The sequence below is a fragment of the Nocardiopsis sp. iso_186 genome (assembly GCF_056173365.1).
On the sequence record NZ_CM149670.1, the window covers coordinates 3052773 to 3071866 of the forward strand.

General features: G+C 71.2%; 15 protein-coding genes. 4 read left to right on the forward strand and 11 right to left on the reverse strand.

All coding sequences use genetic code 11. The features are described from left to right. Window positions 1-189: 189 nt before the first annotated feature. Entirely contained in the window at window positions 190-1182 is a 993-nt protein-coding gene (locus AC0VYP_RS13515) for an NAD-dependent epimerase/dehydratase family protein (RefSeq protein ID WP_285760047.1), read from the reverse strand. A 319-nt stretch (window positions 1183-1501) separates the two neighbouring features. Here AC0VYP_RS13515 and AC0VYP_RS13520 point away from each other — a divergent pair, with 319 nt between their 5' ends. Beyond that, on the forward strand, window positions 1502-2998 hold the full coding sequence (locus AC0VYP_RS13520) for a polysaccharide deacetylase family protein (protein ID WP_475469950.1): 1497 nt from the start codon (window positions 1502-1504) through the stop codon (window positions 2996-2998). 336 nt (window positions 2999-3334) lie between these two features. Next, window positions 3335-4162: a formate dehydrogenase accessory sulfurtransferase FdhD gene (gene fdhD / locus AC0VYP_RS13525; RefSeq protein ID WP_475469952.1), complete on the forward strand. Its 828-nt coding sequence runs from the start codon at window positions 3335-3337 to the stop codon at window positions 4160-4162. A gap of 469 nt (window positions 4163-4631) precedes the next feature. Here fdhD and AC0VYP_RS13530 read toward each other — a convergent pair whose 3' ends face one another. The 4 genes from AC0VYP_RS13530 to AC0VYP_RS13545 are packed head-to-tail and all read right to left on the reverse strand — an operon-like array spanning window position 4632 to window position 7720. Next, window positions 4632-5330, reverse strand: a complete 699-nt coding sequence (locus AC0VYP_RS13530; protein ID WP_475469954.1) for a glycosyltransferase family 2 protein — start codon at window positions 5328-5330, stop codon at window positions 4632-4634. Beyond that, on the reverse strand, window positions 5327-5938 hold the full coding sequence (locus AC0VYP_RS13535; protein WP_285760051.1) for an SAM-dependent methyltransferase: 612 nt from the start codon (window positions 5936-5938) through the stop codon (window positions 5327-5329). The genes AC0VYP_RS13530 and AC0VYP_RS13535 overlap by 4 nt, the downstream gene beginning before the upstream one ends. Further along, window positions 5935-6702: a PIG-L deacetylase family protein gene (locus tag AC0VYP_RS13540; RefSeq protein WP_285760052.1), complete on the reverse strand. Its 768-nt coding sequence runs from the start codon at window positions 6700-6702 to the stop codon at window positions 5935-5937. Before AC0VYP_RS13540 ends, AC0VYP_RS13535 begins: the two co-directional genes overlap by 4 nt. Beyond that, a complete protein-coding gene (locus AC0VYP_RS13545) occupies window positions 6683-7720 on the reverse strand; it encodes an acyl-CoA dehydrogenase (RefSeq protein ID WP_475469956.1) in 1038 nt (345 codons plus the stop codon). The genes AC0VYP_RS13540 and AC0VYP_RS13545 overlap by 20 nt, the downstream gene beginning before the upstream one ends. 167 nt (window positions 7721-7887) lie before the next feature. Between AC0VYP_RS13545 and AC0VYP_RS13550 the strand changes: the two genes are divergently transcribed. Then, window positions 7888-9150, forward strand: a complete 1263-nt coding sequence (locus AC0VYP_RS13550) for an FUSC family protein (RefSeq protein WP_475469958.1) — start codon at window positions 7888-7890, stop codon at window positions 9148-9150. A gap of 16 nt (window positions 9151-9166) precedes the next feature. Here AC0VYP_RS13550 and AC0VYP_RS13555 read toward each other — a convergent pair whose 3' ends face one another. From AC0VYP_RS13555 to AC0VYP_RS13570, 4 genes are all read right to left on the reverse strand, one after another. Next, window positions 9167-9850, reverse strand: a complete 684-nt coding sequence (locus AC0VYP_RS13555) for a FadR/GntR family transcriptional regulator (RefSeq protein WP_285760169.1) — start codon at window positions 9848-9850, stop codon at window positions 9167-9169. A gap of 453 nt (window positions 9851-10303) precedes the next feature. Then, complete coding sequence (locus AC0VYP_RS13560) at window positions 10304-12760, reverse strand: glycoside hydrolase family 9 protein (protein ID WP_475469960.1); 2457 nt, start codon at window positions 12758-12760, stop codon at window positions 10304-10306. A 237-nt stretch (window positions 12761-12997) separates the two neighbouring features. Beyond that, a complete protein-coding gene (locus AC0VYP_RS13565) occupies window positions 12998-14155 on the reverse strand; it encodes a YeiH family protein (protein WP_285760056.1) in 1158 nt (385 codons plus the stop codon). Then, window positions 14155-14289 carry a hypothetical protein gene (locus AC0VYP_RS13570; RefSeq protein ID WP_285760057.1) on the reverse strand — a complete coding sequence of 45 codons (135 nt, stop codon included), beginning with the start codon at window positions 14287-14289 and terminating at the stop codon, window positions 14155-14157. The genes AC0VYP_RS13565 and AC0VYP_RS13570 overlap by 1 nt, the downstream gene beginning before the upstream one ends. A 205-nt stretch (window positions 14290-14494) precedes the next feature. Here AC0VYP_RS13570 and AC0VYP_RS13575 point away from each other — a divergent pair, with 205 nt between their 5' ends. Beyond that, window positions 14495-15886, forward strand: a complete 1392-nt coding sequence (locus AC0VYP_RS13575; RefSeq protein WP_475469963.1) for a GH1 family beta-glucosidase — start codon at window positions 14495-14497, stop codon at window positions 15884-15886. Window positions 15887-15986: 100 nt separating this feature from the next. Here AC0VYP_RS13575 and treZ read toward each other — a convergent pair whose 3' ends face one another. Together treZ and AC0VYP_RS13585 are read right to left on the reverse strand one after the other, a co-directional pair. Continuing rightward, the gene (gene treZ / locus AC0VYP_RS13580) at window positions 15987-17735 is read right to left on the reverse strand and encodes a malto-oligosyltrehalose trehalohydrolase (protein ID WP_285760059.1); all 1749 of its coding nucleotides are present in this window, start codon (window positions 17733-17735) and stop codon (window positions 15987-15989) included. A 454-nt stretch (window positions 17736-18189) separates the two neighbouring features. Next, the gene (locus AC0VYP_RS13585; protein ID WP_475469965.1) at window positions 18190-19074 is read right to left on the reverse strand and encodes a putative RNA methyltransferase; all 885 of its coding nucleotides are present in this window, start codon (window positions 19072-19074) and stop codon (window positions 18190-18192) included. Window positions 19075-19094 lie beyond the last annotated feature (20 nt).

Here is a 19094-nt window from a genome sequence, read left to right on the forward strand (position 1 = left end):
CGGTTGTGCCCGCCGGGCCTGCTCGACCGCCACCGGAACGCGGAGCGGGAGCGCCACGGACGCGGGCGGTCTCGATGTCGTCACTTCACGTCTTCAACGGTAACGGGGACGGCATCCGCGGACAAGTGATTTTCTTGTGCCCGGTGCCGCCCGCGGCGCGCAGCGCGACCGCACCGGCCCTCACCCTGTTCAGACCATGGCTGCGCTGTCGATGAGCTCCGCCACCGTTCTCCTCTCCCGCACGACGGACTCGATGATCGCGTCGAGGTCGGTGGTCGCCCCCCACCCGATGAGTGCGCGGGCCAGGCCGGTGTCGGGGGCCCGGTGCCCGGCCTCGACGTAGCCGGGGCCGCGCGCGATCTCGTGGTCGATGGTGACCAGGTCGGAGGTGGAGCCGGTCACCGTGCGGACCCGTTGGGCCAGGTGCAGGATGCTGGTCTGCTCGGTGGCGCCGAGGTTGACCGCGCGTCCGTACGCGCCGGGTTGCTGGACCAGGCGCACCAAAGCGGGCACGACGTCGTGCACCGAACAGAAACAACGGCGTTGGGAACCGTCGCCGTGCACGGTCAGCGGGCGGCCCTGGAGGGCCTGCTCGACGAAGGTCGGCAGGACCATTCCGTAGCGGGCGCTCTGTCGCGGTCCGGCCACGTCGAAGAGTCGGACGCTGACCGTGGGCAGTCCGAACTCGTGGTGGTAGCGGGCGGTCAGGAACTCCGCCAGTCCCTTGGCCACGGCGGTGCACCAACGGCCCGTCCGGTCGGGGCCGAGAATGCGGTCGTCGCTCTCGCGCAGGGGCTCTCCCTGGCTGCGGCCGTAGACCTCGGCGGTGGAGGCCAGCAGCACGGAACAGTCGTGTTCCAGCGCCGCGGCGAGCACCCGTTCGGTACCGACCGTGTTGACCCGCAGCACCTGCAAGGGGGCGGGGGCGACCAGCAGCGCGCCCACGGGTGCGGCGAGGTGGTAGACGGTGTCGCAACCGGCGATCGCGCGGTCGAGCGAGTGCGGATCCAGCACCGAGCCCTGGACGACGTCGAGGCGCGGATCGCGCAGCGCCCGGTCGAGGTTGAGGGGGTTTCCGGTGGACAGGTCGTCCAGGATCACCACCTCACGGCCCAGATCGAGCAGGTGGTCCACCAGATGGGAACCGATGAAACCCGCTCCACCCGTCACCAGCACCTTCATGCGCCGACCGCCTCCCACCGCAGAAACACCGCCCCGAAAGGCCATTCAACTACGCAGGGCAACCTCGCTGCGGTAGCCAGCAGGCGTGTCCCGCAATCGCCCCCTCCCGCGACCGGGGCAAGAAGTACCTGTTCAGCGATTAACGATTGCCTCACGAGGAGTCCCAAAGCACACCAATTATCGCCAAAACACACACATTCTGATTGCACAGAGTGATGAGAAATCGTACTTTCGGCATGCCTTCTGTTTCCCCGGCCGCTTCCCGTGCCGGGGCCGCACAGGCGGGTTTCTCCGTCACCCACCGACAGGTCGATGCGCCGTGCTCTCACACTCCACTTCCCGCAGTCACCGTCCGGCCGCCGCAGTAGCGGTCGCGACGCTGTGCGTCCTGGCCGCCTGCTCCACTCCGGCCCCGGAGGAGGCACTGCCACCGGGCCTGCGACTGGTGAGCACCAGCGCACTCACCGACCTCGACCAGCGGGAGGAGGTCGTCACCGCCGACGGAATCGCGACGACCGCCCGCTACCCCTTCCTGCCCGGCGCCCACCCGCTGACCCTGGAGATCCGCACGACGATGGCCGAACTGGAGACGGCGTTCCTCTCCAACGGGTCCAAGAACGCTACCCTGGTCCAGGAGACCCACCTGCTCGCGGCCTCCGCCGACGTCATGGGGGCGCGGTTGGTCGCCCAGGAGAAGAACGGGGACTCCGGCCGCAGCAACGCCACGACACGCTGGTACGACGGCCGCACGAAGCTCGCGCTGCCCTGGACGGCGCTACTCGACGGCGAACCGGCGATCAGCGAACTCGGCGACCGGGTCGCGCGTCTTCTGATCAGTGAGCACGACGTCGCCTCCGATGCCCTTCCCGCGGGTCTGTCCGCGCCCTCCTCCCCGGCCTCTGCGACACCGAGCAGAGCGGCTTCGCCGTCGCCCTCTCCGGTGGACGCCACGGTCGCGTGGGCCGACGCCGACAAGCACAAGGGTTCCCCGTTGGAGGATCTCGGCTTCACCGCGGCCGGCGACCTCGTGGTCAGCCTCAGCCCAGGCGAGGTCGCCGGCTCCGACGACGTCCAGATCACCGTGCCCCAAAGCGCCGGACTGCTCTCGGAGTTCGGGCTGCGGGCCCAGAAGTCGGCCACCGGAAAAGCCGTGCTTCCCGTTCCGGGGAAGGAGAAGGCCCCCGCCCACACCATGGACTGCTCCCGCGTCGCGTGCGTGGCGCTGACCTTCGACGACGGCCCCGGTCCCGACACAGCACTGCTGTTGGACCACCTCGCCGCGTACTCCGCGCCCGCGACGTTCTACGTTCTGGGCGAACTCGTGGCCGACAACAAGGACGTGCTCCGACGCGCGACCAGGGAAGGCCACGAGCTGGGCAACCACACCTGGAAGCACGACGACCTCACCCGTCTTTCCGGGAAGGCCGTCGCGGCCGACATCGCCCGCACGAGCAAAGCGGTGCGGGAGGCGACCGGGGCGGACACACCCACCCTGCGACCGCCCTACGGGGCCCACGACGCCAACGCCCAGAAGCACGTGGGCCTGCCGATGATCATGTGGGACGTGGACACCCTGGACTGGCAGCACCGCGACTCCGCCAAGACCGTCAAGAGCGCGATCGCCGACACGACCCCCGGCAGCGTGGTGCTGTTCCACGACATCCACCGCCCCACCGTGGACGCGATCCCCCAGGTGTTGCGAGGATTGCGCGCCAAGGGCTACCACTTCGTGACGGTCTCCCATCTCTTCGGCGGTCAGGACCTCGCCCCGGGCACCGCCTACAACCGGCTCGACCGGCCGACGCCCGAGGGGTGACCGCTCGTCGTGAGGAGCGGATCAGCTGCGCATCGGTCGGGTGAGCACGGGCGTTTCGCCGGGGAAGAGCGTGCCCGGCAAAATCGGGGGCCCGCGCCCCGGCCGCCCGTTCCCGGACCCGGCTGTATGCGTTCCACTGGTCCACAGCCGTTCGCCTCTGTCCCGCGTCGCCCATGCCGTCCTTGGACCGGCTTCCCCCGCAACCGCGCCATCGGTCGCCCGTGACCGTCTCCGATCGGGCCACTGTGGGGACCGCCGCGACCTGGCGGTTCGGTCAGACACGATCGGCCTGCATGATGGGAGGGCAAGCAACGATGCGGGAGGGCGGCGAGACTAATGGGTCGAGTCACGGTCCGGGACAAGGTGTGGCGGATCAAGGGGGCGGAGTCGGGCGAACGGCTGGACTCCCTCGTCGTGGAGGAGCCGCTGGAGATCCGCCTGGGCGGTCGGGCACTCGCGGTCACCATGCGCACACCGGGGCACGACTTCGAACTGGCCACCGGGTTCCTGGTGAGCGAGGGCGTGGTCACCGAAGCCGAGCAGGTCCACTCGATCCGCTACTGCGCGGGGGCGACGGACGACGGGTCCAACACCTACAACGTGCTGGACGTGGTGCTGGCCCCCGGGGTGACGGTGCCGGAGCTGTCGTTGGAGCGCAACTTCTACACGACGTCCTCGTGCGGGGTGTGTGGGAAGGCGAGTCTGGAGGCGGTGCGCACCATCGCCCGGTTCCCGGTGGACGGCGACCCGGTGCGCTTCTCCACCTCGGTCCTGGCCGCCCTGCCGGACCGGTTGCGCGAAGCGCAGCGCGTGTTCGAGCGCACCGGCGGCCTGCACGCGGCGGCGCTGGTGACCCCCGAGGGCGAACTGCTGGCCGTGCGCGAGGATGTGGGCCGCCACAACGCCGTGGACAAGCTGGTCGGGTGGGCGACGCGCGAGCGCGGGCTGCCGCTGTCGGGCACCGGGTTGCTGGTGTCGGGGCGGGCCTCGTTCGAGCTGGCGCAGAAGGCCCTGATGGCGGGCATCCCCCTGCTGGCAGCGGTCTCGGCGCCGAGTTCGCTGGCGGTGGAGCTGGCAGCGGATTCCGGGCTGAGCCTGGTGGGCTTTTTGAGGGGCGAGTCGATGAACGTCTACGCGGGGCGCGAGCGCGTGTTCGTCGGCTGAGCGCTGTCGGAACAGGAATGCGGCAAGAGGCCGGGGCACGGTGCCCGATGAAAAGCGCACATCTGCGCGCTCGCTCCCGTTTCGGAGTGGGCGGTTGCGGAGCTGCCCGACTGTCCGGCGCGCATGGCCGCCGCGCGTTCTCGGCTGCTCCGCAAAGGCGCAGGACCGGACGCGGGCACGACGATGACGAGCTCCGCGCATGGCCGCTCGCGATTTCAGGACGTGGCCACGCGGAACCGCTCCAGGACGCCCGCCCCGGCAAGGCCGCCCACGAGGACCCGGCGCAGCTGCCGCTGTGGCGTGCTCTCCCGGCCGTGCGGTCGGACCGGGTCGGCGCATGGGCCTGGAGCCCCTGACAGGTGCTCCGGGTAGGCCCCGGTCCGCGCACCGGACGAAGCCATCGACGCGGCCGGGCCCCTGGAGCACTGACCGGGGGCGTCCTTGCCGATACAGGCGGTGCCGTCAACGGCTATCCGATCCCCGCCGCGATGTCGGTTAGCCGGTCACCGAATCCCCCGGGCACTCGGGGGGCGGATCGGGCCGAGGTGCGGACGGGGAGATCGACGGGGCGCCGGATGCGATGACCGCGGGCACCGAGTCCGGCCACCAGTGCGTGGTCCTCGGCACGGGCCAGCGGGGCGAACCCGCCGACGTCGAGGTAGGCGGATGCCCGCACCCCGAGGTTGGCCCCGTGCACGTGCGGATGCTCCTCCCGGTGCGCGTCGTACTGGCGCGCGAACGCCTCGGCCAGTCCCGGGGGGCGCCGCGACCAGTCGGCCACGGCCACTGTGCCCACCACCGCGTCCCAGCCGGCCGCGGCGTACCCCAGTTGCGCGGTCAGCCAGCGACGGGGCACGACACTGTCGGCGTCGGTGGTGGCCAGCCAGATCTCATGCGCGGGGTGGGCGCCGGAACGGCCCAGCGCGTAGCGCATCCCCGTGGCCCGCGCGGCCCCGACGCTGCGGTGTGCGACCTCGAGTACGTGGGCGCCGCGGGCCCGGGCGAGGGCCGCCGTGGCGTCGCGACAGTCGTCGGCGACCACGACCAGGTGACAACGGTCGGGCGCGAGGGGGCTCGCGGCCAGCGCGTCGGCAATCGCGCGGAGGCACCGCTCGATGCGCGGGGCCTCGTCGTTGGCCGGGACCACCACGGCGACCGTCTGGATCACGCCAGCCCCTCGCGTTGGGCGACCGAACGTGCGCCGCCCGGGCCAGGGGCCTCGAAGACGTCGAGCACGAAGTCGGTTTCGACGTGGCCGACGACGCGGACCAGGCCCGGAAGGGAACCGAGCGCGGCGTGGACGTCGTCGCCGGTGCGAACATGTTCGACGACCTCGTGGCGCCAGTGCACCGCCAGGAGGGTCGCTCCGGGCCGCAGTGCGGAAACGGTCCGGGACAGCACCGCGTCCAGATCGGTGCCGTCGAAGTAGTAGAGCAGTTCCGAGAGCACCACCAGATCGAAGTCGCCGCTCGGCCAGTCCTGGGGGATCCGCCCTTGGGCGAGGTGCACGTGCTCCGCACCCCGTAGGTGCTCCTGGGCTCGGACGACCGCCGTTTCTGCGCCCTCCCAGGCCACGAGGGAATCGCAGCGCGCGGCGAGCATCCGGGTCAGTGCGCCGATGGAGCAGCCCGGTTCGAACCCCCGCCGGTAGCGTTCGCGCGGCAGCGACGCCAGGGTGAGCGCTCGTTTGCGGCGCTCGTACCAGCGGGTGCGAAACCCCCATGGGTCGCCGGAGCGGGCGTAGGCGTCGTCGAAGTAGGTGGCACCGAGTGTCATCGGAACACGATTTCTGTGGGGCGGTCGAAGTGGGCGAGCATCTGTTCGGACAGGATCGCGGCGTCGTCGGGGTGTTCGCTCAACGGTGCGATCTGGGTGGTGAAGCAGTTGACCGCCTCGGCCTTGCGGCGCTGGATGTTCGCGGGGAGGTCGATGCGCCTCCCGTCGTGCCAGGGGACCTCGCCCTGCCCGGGGACGGCCCAGTGCCACATCCACACCGGGTAGTGGGCGAGGGGGGTACCCGCCGCAACGGCCGCCGCCTCCGCGGCGCGCCCGGTGGCGTCGTGGTCGGGGTGCAGGTCGCCCGGCCACGGGGCCAGGCACAGGTCGAAGCCGGAGCACAGGGCGTTGAGCCGGGTCGCGACTTCGGCCTGGGCCGCCCCCACCGATCCGTCGGGGATGGACAGTTTGACCACCTCGGCGGACTCCGCTCCCAGACAGCGCAGCGCCTCGGCGCGCTCGGCGGAGCGGCGGGCGACGAGTTCGCCCGGGGCGAGGGTCGGGCTGTTCGGGTGCGACGCCTCGCCGTCGGTGACGGCCACGATGCGCAACCGGGCTCCCGCCTCGGCCAGCAGGGCGAGGCTCCCGCCGAAGCCGAGCACCTCGTCGTCGGGGTGCGGGGCGACCACGACCACACTGCGTACGCCGTCGAGGTCGAGAAGGGGGAACTGTGCGAGGTCGGGCCAGGCGCGCCAGTCTTCCTCAGCGGTTCCGCGAGCATCGATGGGGTGCGCGGGATCGCGGTCACCCATTCCCGTGGCCATTGGCCGTCTCCTTTTCCCGGTTGGTGGCGAGCGAGCCGAGCGTCTCCAGCGCGCGGTCGTTCTGGTGTTGGCTCAGGTAGGCGGGGAGGTCCGCGCAGGCGCGGGCGTATTCGGGGTCCGCGGCCAAGGGGCCGGCGCCCAGCGCGCTGCCGGCGTCGGCGAGGACGGAGGCGCACGTCGCGGCGACCACTGCCCGGGCGCGCAGCGTTCGGCGGGCGGCGCCGCCCGCCAGGTCATGGGGGTCCGCGTCGATCTCGTGGGCGGCAAGGCGCAGGACCGCCTCCGCTGCGTGCAGGTCGCGGTCAACGGCCCCCATGCGCGCCAGTGCGTGGGCATCGGCCCGGCCGGCCGCCGCGCGCTCGACGAGCGGGCGGGCCAGGGCCAGTGCGCCGCCGTACCAGCACGCGGCCACTCCGATTCCGCCGTGGTGGAAGCCCGGGCGCCCGATGTAGTCGCCCGGGGCGCCGACCGGCTCGGCCGGGACAGCGTCGAACACGAGCGTCAGGGTGTCGCTGGCGGTCATCCCGCAGGCCGCCCAGGTTCGGGGGTCGGCGACGACGGTGTCGGCAAGGACCGCGAACAGTCGGCGGCCCTCCCCCTCGACCAACGCGCTGACCAGGCCGTGGGTGCATATCCGCGCGCCGGAGCAGAAGCGTTTGACCCCGTCCACCCGCCATTTCCCGCCGTCACGACGGGCGTGCAGGTCGGGCCCCGGCGGATGGGCGGCCCAGACCCCCCACAGCGTGCCCGGTCCGGGATCGGGACCGTGGAGTTCGTCGAGGATGGCCACCGCGTCGGTATGCCCCTCGGCCAGGCGGGCCAAGGACAGGTCGCGGCGACCGAGATCGCGCAGCCGTTCCCAACGCTGCCAGGTTCGGCCCTTGCCGGGGAGCGGGAGGTCCAGTCCGCCCCTGCGGATCTCCTCGGCCAACGCCGCGGCGACGGTTCGAGCGTGGTCGGGCAGCGCGGTGTGACCGGCACCGGCCGCGATTTGGTGGCTGTTGGCCGATTCGGTCACGGCTGCGCCCTCCCCTGTGTCGGCGGTGCCCCACTGCCCCTGAGCCTGTGGGGCAAACGGTTCGGGGCACGGACATGCGGCGTCGAGTGGACCGATCATGGGAGGACCGCGTCGATCGGGGTAGCGCGGCAGGAACGGATGTTCGATCGGGGAAGAAGGAGCGAGCGATGGTGCAGGTCGTGCCCGGGCGGCGGACATGGGTGGCGGAACAGGGCCCCTGGGCCAGGTCGAAGCAGTGGTTGCGGCGCGCGGCGGGCTCGGAGAGCCACGAACGCCACACGCTGCTGTCGATCGGCAAGAGCACCCTGGCCGCGAGCGTGTCCTGGTTGATCGCCTACCACCTGATGCAGGCGTCCTCCGCTGCGTTCGCACCGTTCTCGGCACTGCTGATGATGCAGGTGACGGTCTACCAGTCGGTGGCGCAGTCGCTGCGGTACGTGGCGGCGGTGGCCGCGGGCGTGGCCTTGCAGGGACTGATCGGGTTCGCCGTCAGCCCCGACATGGCCGCCTTCGTACTGGTGACCCTGGTCGCTCTGGTGATCGGCCGCTGGTCGGCGCTGGGCGCCCAGGGCTCCCAGGTGGCGACCGCCGCGTTCTTCGCCTTCTCCACCTACGTCAGCACCACCGGAACCGTGGAACGCCTCACCCAGCTCGGCCAGATCATCGTGCTGGTGCTCATCGGCTGTGCGGTGGGGATCCTGGTGAACCTGCTGGTCTTTCCGCCGATGCGGTACCGGAGCGCCGAATACGGCATCCGTTCCCTGGCACACGCCCTCTGCGACCTCGTCGGCGACATCCACCCCTCGCTCAGCGAGGACTCACTGGACCCCGACTCCACGGACCAGTGGCGCACCCGGGCCGAACGGATGCAAACGCTGGTGGAACAGGCCCGTTCCGGCGTGCAGACGGCGCAGGAGAGCGTCTACCTCAACCCCCGGGGATTCCTGCGGCGCCACCGGGGGCACACCAGTTTCACCGGCTACGCCGCCCTGGTCGAAGCACTGGACCGGGTCGCGCGCCAGCTGGTTTCGGTGACGCTCGGGCTGGACCAGGCGCGCTGGGAGGACGAGCGCGGAGCGGACCACCGCGCGTTCGTGCGCGGCTACGGCGACCTCCTCGCGGCGACGGGCGAGATCACCCGATTGCTCAGCGAGCTCGACGAGGACCGGCTGCGTGAGCAGGCCCGGCACCTGTGCGCGCAGGCGGAGAGGGCGCAGGAGTGCCGCACCCTCCTGAGCGACGAAACCGAGAACGGGTCCCTACCGCTCGCCGACCACACCCGGCCCTACGGGATCCTGATGGTGGAGGCGACCCGGCTCATGGACGAGTTCCAGTACACCTGCGACCTATTGCAGCAGTGCGTGGACCAGGCCCTGGGAAGATCGGAGTGCGACGACGGTTCGACGGAATCCACCACCTTTACAAAGTAGATCTCCAGGCGGTCAACTACCCGAAATCGTCCAGGTGGGCGCACAACCAGTTCTCCACCTCGAGGATGTGCATGGTGGCCGCGGCCCGTGCGGCATCGGGGTCGCGCGCCAGCAGCGCCCGGTAGATGCGCTCGTGGTCCTCGCGCAGGCGCACGGTCATCCCCTCCTCCCGGTGGCCGCGCCACACCCGCGCGTTGAACGTGTGCGACGACAGCCCCCCGTTGATCGCGGCCAGGGTCGCGTTGTTGGTGCTGGCCACGATGGCCTGGTGAAAGGTGAGGTCCGCGGAGACCGTCTCCCCCACACTGGTGCCGTGGCCGATCCGGTCGAGCAGGCCGGCCAGGTGGCGCAGCTGGTCGTCGGTGGCGCGAGCAGCGGCCAGCGCGGTGGCGGCCGGTTCGAGCATGCGGCGCACCTGGAGCACCTCGACCAGGGTCTGGCCGTGCGAGATCTCGGCCAGCACCGAAAACGTCTCCAGCAGGTCGGCGGGCCGCAGCGCGGTAACATAGACGCCGGCTCCGTGCCGGGCCTCCAGAACGCCCAGGGTGATCAGGGCCCGGATCGCCTCGCGCATCGAACTGCGCGACAGTCCCATCTCCGCCGAGAGCTCGCGCTCGGTGGGCAGACGCTGGCCGGGACCGAGCGCCCCCTCGGCGATCATCGACTTGATCCGCTCGATCGCCCGCTGGGTGACCGGCATCCGCTCGGCGTCGTCGGCCTCGGTCAACCGCACGCGTTCGGGGATCGTCACTGTGGCTCCCTTTCTCGGGTCGGACCGGCCGCGCCTCACCCGCCCGGTCCGACCGATTTCTCTGCTGCACATACTGGCACCACCGGTGCGAAGAGGGACGCGCTTCGCAATCGCTCCCCGACGCCCTGGGGCGACTTCCCCGGAAGCCGGCGAATATCTCGGAGCAGCAGTGGTGTTTTCCGACGGACAACGATCACCGGGGCAGACCGGAACCGGAAAGCGTCGGCAACCCGGCCGCACGGGGTGTGACCGCACCGGACAGACCGGAAGAATCGAATGCGTGGAGACCGGTGGTGCGACGGAGGACCACCCGTCCGGGGCGGGATGACGGGGGTGAACCCGGCGCGGGCCCTTGCGACCGCCCTCCATGTGTTGTGGAGGGGAGGGGCCCGCGCCGGGCCGTCAGGCGACGGCGCAGGTGGCGCCGTTGAGGGTGAACCCGGTGGGGGCGGGGTTGGACCCCGACCAGGCCCCGTTGAATCCCAGGTCCACGGAGGCTCCCGGTGCGAGCGTGTTGTTCCAGGCCAAGGAGGTGGCGGTCACCGTGTTCCCGGATTGGGACCACTGGGCGTTCCACCCGTTGGTCAGGGTCTGGCCCGCGGCGAAGGCGAACGTGAGTTGCCAGCCGGAGCGGGGGGTGTCACCGGTGTTGGTCAGACGGACCGAGCCGGTGAACCCACCCTGCCAGGTGTTGGCGGTGTAGGCGACTCGGCACGCGGAATCGCCGCCTCCCGCAACCGTGCGAAACGTTCCGTCGGCCCCGGCTGCGGACCGGTTGCCGGCCCGGTCGCGCGCCACCACGCGGTGGGTGTAGCCGGTGTCGGGAGTGAGGCCGGTCAGGGTGAGGGAAACGGCCGTGGGCGAGCCGACCAGTTCGGTGCCGGAGCCGGTCACCCGGTAGACGTCGTAGCCGGCCAGGCCGCTTCCTCCGCTGTCGGTGGAGGCGTCCCAGGTCAGGACGGCGCCCTGGCCGGTGATCCCGGAGGCGACCGGAGCCCCCGGAACGGTGGGCGCGGTGGTGTCCCCACTGCCCGGGTCGTCACCGCCCTGCCCCTGGTCGGCGATGAAGGAGGCGATCCAGGACAACGGGGCGTTCCAGTTGATGGTCAGCTCGTTGGTGGACCAGGAGTGGATGTCGTCGAGATAGCAGGTCTGGGGCGCACATCCGGTCAATTCCTGATGGGCGAGCTCGTCCCAGGTCCAGCTCTGGGAGTTGGGGCCGCCGGCCAGGGTTCCGTCCGGCGGATTGGGCAGACTCGGGTCGAGCTGGTGGGCGTACCAACGGCTGTGCTGGTTGCGCGCGTCGTTCTCCCCGTAACCGGTCACGTAGGACTGGCCCAGGGCGTTGCGGCCGAAGATGTAGTCCATGCCCTGCAGGACGGTGTCGCGGTAGACGTCGTCGCCGGTGAGGTCGTAGGCCGTGGCCGCGATGATCAGGTTGTTGATCACCAGGTTGTTGGAGCCCCAGTAGAACGCTCCGTCCTCGGTGGCGTAGGCCAGGCCCCATGGGCTGTCGTTGACGATCTCCACCACCCGGTCGGCCGCGGTGACCACGGAGGCACGCACACGGTCGCGGTCGGCGAGGCCGTTGGGCAGGGTGGCGAGTTGGAGCCGGGCCAGCGGGGCGGTCGAGGCCCACTCGAAGCCGAAGTCGCGGAACACGTTCTCGGTGTGCAAAGGCGAGGCGGTGACCTCGGTGCGGTACTGCTGGGCGCCGGTGGTGATGAACAGTTCCGCCGCGGCCCAATAGAACTCGTCGGTGACGTCGTTGTCGTTGTAGGGGCCGCCGCCCTGGCCTTCGGCGGGGGCATAGACGGCCGGATTGGCCTTGGCCGCCGTCCAGGCCGTCTCGGCCGCGTCCAGGCACTCGGCGGCGAACCCGGAGTCGTAGGGCTCGAAGACCCTGGCGCACTGGGCGGCTGTGGCGGCGAGGTTGAGCGTGGCCGCGGTGGAGGGCGGCTGGAGGTAGCGCCGTTGGGGGTCGGCTGCGGGCATCAGGGGAAGCCCGGTCCAGTTTTCGTCGTGGATCTTGTGATGGGCCATGCCCGCCCGCGGCTGCCCGGCGGGCACCTGCATCTTCAGCATGAACTCCATTTGCCAGCGGGCCTCGTCCAGGACGTCGGGGACCCCGTTGCCGTGCTCGGGCACGCGCAGGGTGGAGTCGCCCAGGGCGCCCTCCTGGACATCGGCCACGCCGGTGCGCTCGAAAGCGCTCATCACCTGGTGCACCGAGATCCCGCCGTTGACCACGTACTTGCCGTGGTCGCCCGCGTCGTACCAGCCACCGGACACGTCCAGGGAGTAGTTGCAGGTCCCGGGTGCGCACGGAACGCTGATATCGCCCTGGTTGGGGGCGACGCCCACGTGACCGGCGGCACGACCGTAGCCGGGGGCGACGGAATCGAGGATCTCGATCCCGCTGCGCTGGGGGTAGTAGAAGGACAGCGCGTCCACCCGCAGGGCGTCGTAGGCACCGGTGTCCAGGTCGAAGGGGTGGCTGGCCGCACCGTCCACGGTGAGCCGGTAGCCGCTTCCGGGTTCGGTGTAGTCGCTGAAGTCAACGCTGTGCACCCGGGTGTCGGTGGAGGGGTCGTAGCCGCGGGGCGTGGTCGTGCCCTCCGCGACAACCGTCCCGGAGGAGGTGCTGAGCTCCCAGGCGAGCGGACTCGCGGCGTCGGTGGTCACCGTGGCGTTCTTGGGGCCGTCGGGGAAGTAGCCGACCTGGTTGACCTTGACGATCGGTCCGACGTCGGCGTGAGCGGGTGCCGCGACGAGCGCGGCACCGGCCAGTACTGCGGAACAGGCGAGGGCGGTGGCGGTAAGGGTACGTGGCGCTCGTCTACCGGGTTCGCGGAACACGAGAGTCCTTTCGCAGGGGGACCGACGATGAGGGGGTGCCGGATGCGGAAGGATCACCATTTGGGAGCGCTCCCATTTATGTGATCTATGCCATAGAACCAGGGTTACGAAAGCGTGTCAATGCGTGAGCATCCCCCTGCGGACGCGGCTCCACCGCGCGAGGAGTGCGCGATGGAGCCGCAGGGGCAAAGACCTCCGTCCACGCCCTCCGGCGATGGACTTCGCCGACCGGAAAGGTCAGACCACCACCCCGCGAAACAGCAGGACCGCCAATGCCAGCCCCAGGAGCAGGTTGACAACGGTGGCCGCTGCGAACACCCCGATCGGACGCCAGCCGGCCTCCTTGAGCGCCCCGACCCGAAACTCCAGACCGATGCTGGTGAAAGCCGCGATGAGGAACCAGTCGCGCAATGCCTTGGCGGTGTCCAGCCCGGACTGAGCGGCCTCCCCGACCGTTCCCGCCCAGATCGTGGCGACCACCGACGCCACCAGGAATCCGAGCACGAACTTGGGGAACCGTTCCCACAACGTGCGGCCCCACGACGCGGACGCGGCGGCCGGCTCCGCACCGCTTCGCGGGGCGACCACGAAGGCGAAGTAGGCCGTCAGGGCGACGGCGACCACGCCCATCAGGACGTTCTGCGTCGCCTTGACCACGGAGGCGATCTGCAGCGCCCCCTCCCCCACGATGGCACCGGCAGCCGCAACCGCAGCGGTGGTGTCGATGTTGCCGCCGATCCACGCCCCCGCCTGGGCGTCGCTGAGCCCGATGACCTCGACCAGCCAGGGCAGCAGGAAGATGGAGGGCACCGCGAACAGGATGACCAGGCTCGCGGTGTAGGCCAACTGCTCCTTCTTCGCCTGCACCGACCCGGCCGCGGCGATGGCGGCGCTGACCCCGCAGATGGAGACCGCCGAGGCGAGCAGTGCGCGCAGCCGGTCGTCCAGGCCGAGGCGTCCGCCCAGCCACCAGGTGAACAGGAACACCGAGGAGACCAGGACCAGGGCCTGGAGGACCGCCGGCCCCGCGGAACGCACGATCACGTCGAAGAGGACGGTGGAACCCAGCAGCACCAGACCGGTCTTGATGAAGAACTCGGTGCGAAAGCCGCCGGCCAGCCGGTCGCGCAGCCCCGCCACGCTGAGCAGCGCGTTGGCCACCAGCCCGAGGATGATGGCGTAGACGGGATACTCGACCGCCGAGGCGAGGCCGCCGAGAGCGGTGCCCTGGGCGGCCTCGGGCACCACCGTTTCCAGGGTGCGCGTGGCTGCGGCCAGTGCGACGACAACGGCGACCCCGATAACCGCCCAGTACCAGGCCGGCCGGGGGGCCGGATCGATCTGCGCGGACTCGGATTTCGCACCGGGGCGCACCCCGGCGTCCTCGGCGGCCATCAGGGCACCAGCCCTGCGGGGATGAGGCCGACCAGGGCTGCGGCGAGCAGCACCAGGCCGGTGATGGTGGCGGCCCAGTCCTCACTGATGCGCGGCCGGACGGGGGCCGACTTCTCGGGTTCGTCGTTGCTCATGCGTTGTCCTCGACAGGAAAAGGGACGGTGCCGGAGCACCACGGAACAGCGCAATTTTATATTAAACCTACTGATTTAGTATAGATAAAGGGCGCGGCAATCCCCCTGAAACAAAGGGTCCTTCCCCTCGACCCAGCCCCGGGCGGCGCCTACCCTGGTGAGCTGAACCGGTTAATTCTTTGCCGCCCGACCGTCAGGAGCCGCCGTGACCACGGACCCCCTCCCCACTTTCCCCGCAGGATTCCTGTTCGGCGCGGCCACGGCCAGCTACCAGATCGAGGGCGCGGCCACCGCCGACGGACGGGGTCCCTCCATCTGGGACACCTACAGCCACACCCCCGGTCTGGTCCTGGGCGGCCACAACGGCGACGTCGCCTGCGACCACTACCACCGCTACCACGAGGACGTCGCGCTGCTGCGCGACCTGGGAGTGGACACCTACCGCTTCTCGGTGGCCTGGCCGCGGATCCAGCCGACCGGTTCCGGCACCGCCAACCCCAAGGGCCTGGACTTCTACGACCGCCTGGTGGACGCGCTGCTGGCGGCCGGGATCGAGCCGGTTCCGACGCTCTACCACTGGGACCTCCCCCAGGCGCTGGAGGACGCGGGCGGCTGGCGCTCGCGCGACACCGCCGAACGCTTCGCCGAGTACACGACGATCGTGGCCGAGGGCCTGGGCGACCGGGTGCGGCGCTGGATCACCTTGAACGAACCGTTCTGCTCGGCCTTCATCGGGTACGCCGTGGGCCGCCACGCCCCGGGAGCGCGCGAGGGCACTCCCGCACTGGCCGCCGCCCACCACCTGCTCCTGGCACACGGACTGGCCACCCGGCGCCTGCGCGCGGCGGGAGCCTCCGAGGTCGGCATCACCCTCAACCTGGACCGGCTCCTGGCCGCCTCGGACTCCCCCGCCGACCGCGCGGCGGCCGACCGCGCCGAGACCCTGCACAACCGGGTCTGGCTGGAGCCGCTGTTCAACGGCGCCTACCCCGCCAACGAGGACGAGGTATGGGGCCCGCTGGCCGACGGCTCCTTCCGCCGCGAGGGGGACCTGGACATCATCGGTGCGCCGTTGGACTTCCTCGGGGTGAACTTCTACCGACCGATCATGGTCGCCGACGCACCGCACAACGAGCCCGACCCCGCGCTGCGCACCGCCGTGGACGTACGGGCCCCCGAACAGCCCATCGAGGGCCCCCGCCGCACCACGATGGACTGGCCGGTGGTTCCCGACGCCTTCACCGACCTGCTCGTGGACCTCGACCGCCGCTACCCGGGGTTGCCGCCGATCCTGATCACCGAGAACGGGTCCGCCGAACCCGACGAAGTGGCCGCCGACGGCAAGGTGCACGACACCGACCGGGTGGCCTACCTGCGCGACCACCTGAGCGCGCTGTCGGCGGCGATAAAGGCCGGCGTTGACGTACGCGGATACTTCGTGTGGTCGTTGCTGGACAACTTCGAGTGGGCGTACGGCTACGAACGCCGCTTCGGAATCGTCCGGGTCAACTACGACACCCTGGAGCGGCTGCCCAAGGACAGCTACCACTGGTACCGGGAGCTGATCGCCGCCCACCGGCGGGAAGCCACCGGATAGCCGCCGTTTCGCGGCGCGCTCCGGCAACGCACTCCCCGCACAGCGGGTGGACCGGTTCCGGGGCGCGCCGACCATGACCGCCGGTGCGGGCCCTTGGGCACTACGGCTGGACGCGCAACAGCGCGAAGGACTCCGCCCCCAGGCGCGTCTCGCGTCCGTCCACCTCGGCGCCGCCCCAGACCAGCAGGACGTCGGCGGCCGGAGCGTCCAGCGACACAGCGGCCGGTTCGTTACCCAGGTTGCACACCAGCCGCACCCGGCCGCGATGGATCGTCAACACCCGACCGCCCGCGTCGGCGGTGACCCGGTAGCGGTCCAGCCGCGGGTCGGCAAGCTCGGGGTGGGAACGGCGCAGCGCGATGAGCACGCGGTAGAGCTCCAGCACCGCGCGATGCGAAGCCCGTTCCGGCTCTCCCCAGTCCAGCACCGAGCGGTCCCGGGTGGCCGGATCCATCGGGTCGGGAACGTCGGCCTCGCCCCAGCCGTGCGCGGCGAACTCGCGTCTGCGTCCTTCGCGAACACCCCGGGCCAGCTCCGGATCGGGGAAGGAGGCGAAGAACTGCCAGGGGGTGCCGGCCCCCCACTCCTCCCCCATGAACACCATCGGGGTGTAGGGAGAGCACAGGACGAGCGCGGCGCCGCAGCCCAGCAGGCCGCTGGAGACGGTCGCGGCCATGCGGTCACCGGCGGCGCGGTTGCCGATCTGGTCGTGGTTCTGCAGGTAGGCGAGGAAGCGGTGGCCGGGCAGGCGCGCGGTGTCCACCGGGGCTCCGTGGGTTCGGCCGCGAAAGGACGACCAGGTGCCCGCGTGCAGGAAGGCATGGGACAGGGTGTGTGCCAGCACGCCGGGGGCGGCGAAGTCGCGGTAGTAACCGTGGTCCTCCCCCGTCAGCGCCGCGTGCAGCGCATGGTGCAGGTCGTCGCACCACTGGGCGCTCATCCCGACGCCCCCCGCCTCGCGTGCGGTGACGGTGCGGGGGTCGTTGAGGTCGGATTCGGCGATCAGGCTGAGCGGGCGGCCCAGCCCGGCGGACAGTGCGTCCACCTCGGCGGCGAGTTCGGTGAGGATGGGGACCGCCCGGGTGTCGCGCAGCGCGTGCACGGCGTCCAGGCGCAACCCGTCCAGGTGGAAGTCGCGCAGCCAGCCCAGCGCGTTGTCGATGACGTAGGCGCGGACCTCGTCGGAGCCGGGGCCGTCGAGGTTGAGGGAGGGGCCCCACGCGTTCTCGCCGCTGAAGTAGGGGCCGAAACGGGGAAGGTAGGCACCTGACGGGCCGAGATGGTTGTAGACGACGTCGAGGAGGACAGCGATGCCGTGCGCGTGACAGGCGTCCACGAACCGTTTGAAGGCGTCGGGACCGCCATAGGGTTCGTGCACCGCCCCCCACAGCACGCCGTCGTACCCCCATCCGTGGTGGCCGTCGAAAGCATTGAGCGGCATGACCTCGACGAAGTCCACCCCGAGCGCGGCTAGGTGGTCCAGCCTGCTGACGGCGGCGTCCAGGGTGCCCTCGGGGGTGAAGGTGCCGACGTGCAGCTCGTAGACGACGCCGGGCAGTCGGCGCCCGGTCCAGGCGTCGTCGGTCCAGGCGAACGCCCCGTGGTCGTAGCGGCGGGTGGGGCCGTGCACGCCGTCGGGCTGCCACAGCGAACGGGGGTCGGGCAAAGGGGTGTCGTCGTCATCGAGGAGGAAGGCGTAGTCAACGCCCGCCTCAAGGCCCGGGACCTGCGCCTGCCACCAGCCGCCCTGCGTCGCCTCCATGGGGTGGTCGGCGCCCAGCGCCCGCACTCGAACCCGCTCGCTCTCGGGTGCCCAGACCCTTACACGTCCCGCTCCAGTGGTAGTCACGGCGCTTAACTACCCTTCCGGCGATGGCGGTAACGCCCATGGGGCAGGGCGAGCGTCACCACAGTGGAGCCCGGCCCGGGCGCGGCACGACGCGTGTTGACGGAGAGTACCGGTGACCGGCCGGACCACCGCCGAGGGTGTTGGCGGGGCCGGCCACGGCTGCGACAGGCAGGCGTCAACACGATCTTCGTCAACGGCCGCGGTGTCGGCCTCCCGACCGGGCGTCAACCCCCGGGCGTGGTGGCGCAACCGGTACCACCCGGGCCCGCGGGCAGCGGCGGGAGCGGGTGGACGGCACCGTCGGGCCAGGCGTCGTCGCTGCGGATCGACCCGGCACCCCCGTGTCCGGCTCCGCCCGGTGGCAGGAGACGCCGCGCCCGAAGCGCGGTACCTGGGTTCCGGTCATCGCGGGAAGGCCGGGGCGCCGCACCCACTTTCCTTGCCTCGCTGCAGGTCAGCGGGGTCGGTACACCGACAGGTGGAACGCGGCGGCGGCCTCGATCGGTTCGGTGAGGACGGCTGCGCGCTCGACCAATGCCTGCGGGGTCGTGTGGCGGGCACTGGGCGTCATGGCGACCAGCCCCACGGCCTCCTCCCGGCTCAGCCCCAAGGAGAAGGCGACGTCCTCGCGGCTCTCCAGGGCGAAGTGGGTGTCCAGGCTCGTCGCCAGGCGCTCCTCCTTGCGCGGGTCCACCTCGATCAGCCCCAGGGGGGAGCGCAACCGCGCGAGATGGCCCGGGGCGGGGGTCACGACCAGGAGGGCGCCGTCGGGACGCAGCACCCGGTGGAACTCGGGGCCGTTGCGGGGCGCGAAGACATTGAGGATCAGTCCGAACGCCCCGGTGGCCAGCGGGAGGCCGTGCCAGGCGTCGCAGCCCACCGCTCCGGCGCGCTCGTGGCATTTGGCGGCGCGGCGCAGCGCGAACTTGGAGGCGTCCGCCGCAACCCCGACGGCCTCGGGCAGCGCGTTGAGGACCTCGGACAGGTAGTAGCCGGTCCCGGCGCCGATGTCGGCGACCACCCCGTCCGGCCAGCAGCGGACCGCCACCGCCGCGACCCGGTCGGCGAGCGGGGCGTAGTGTCCGGCCCGCTGGAAGTCGGCGCGGGAGCGGACCATGTCGCGGTCGTCGCCGCCGCCGGCCACCGGGCGGCCGGAGAGCAGGTTGGCGTAGCCCTCCCGAGCCACGTCGAAGGAGTGCCCGGCCGCGCAGCCCAAGGCGTTGCGCACGGGCGCGAGGGCGCCCCCGCAGTGCGGGCAGGCCAGTGCGGCCAGCGCCGGGGCGGGAATGCGCAGCCGGTCGAGGACGGCGGGGTGTCGGTCGTCGCTGTTGGTCACCATGATCGCCGTTCAGGCTATCG

Excerpts from the sequence above, each read along its gene's own strand:
- AC0VYP_RS13515 (WP_285760047.1), bottom strand. The coding sequence starts at position 1,182 with ATGAAGGTGCTGGTGACGGGTGGAGCGGGTTTCATCGGTTCCCATCTG.
- AC0VYP_RS13570 (WP_285760057.1), bottom strand. The coding sequence starts at position 14,289 with ATGAGCAACGACGAACCCGAGAAGTCGGCCCCCGTCCGGCCGCGCATC.
- AC0VYP_RS13535 (WP_285760051.1), bottom strand. The coding sequence starts at position 5,938 with ATGACACTCGGTGCCACCTACTTCGACGACGCCTACGCCCGCTCCGGC.
- AC0VYP_RS13550 (WP_475469958.1), top strand. The coding sequence starts at position 7,888 with ATGGTGCAGGTCGTGCCCGGGCGGCGGACATGGGTGGCGGAACAGGGC.
- AC0VYP_RS13555 (WP_285760169.1), bottom strand. The coding sequence starts at position 9,850 with ATGCCGGTCACCCAGCGGGCGATCGAGCGGATCAAGTCGATGATCGCC.
- AC0VYP_RS13585 (WP_475469965.1), bottom strand. The coding sequence starts at position 19,074 with ATGGTGACCAACAGCGACGACCGACACCCCGCCGTCCTCGACCGGCTG.
- fdhD (WP_475469952.1), top strand. The coding sequence starts at position 3,335 with ATGGGTCGAGTCACGGTCCGGGACAAGGTGTGGCGGATCAAGGGGGCG.
- AC0VYP_RS13540 (WP_285760052.1), bottom strand. The coding sequence starts at position 6,702 with ATGGCCACGGGAATGGGTGACCGCGATCCCGCGCACCCCATCGATGCT.
- AC0VYP_RS13565 (WP_285760056.1), bottom strand. The coding sequence starts at position 14,155 with ATGGCCGCCGAGGACGCCGGGGTGCGCCCCGGTGCGAAATCCGAGTCC.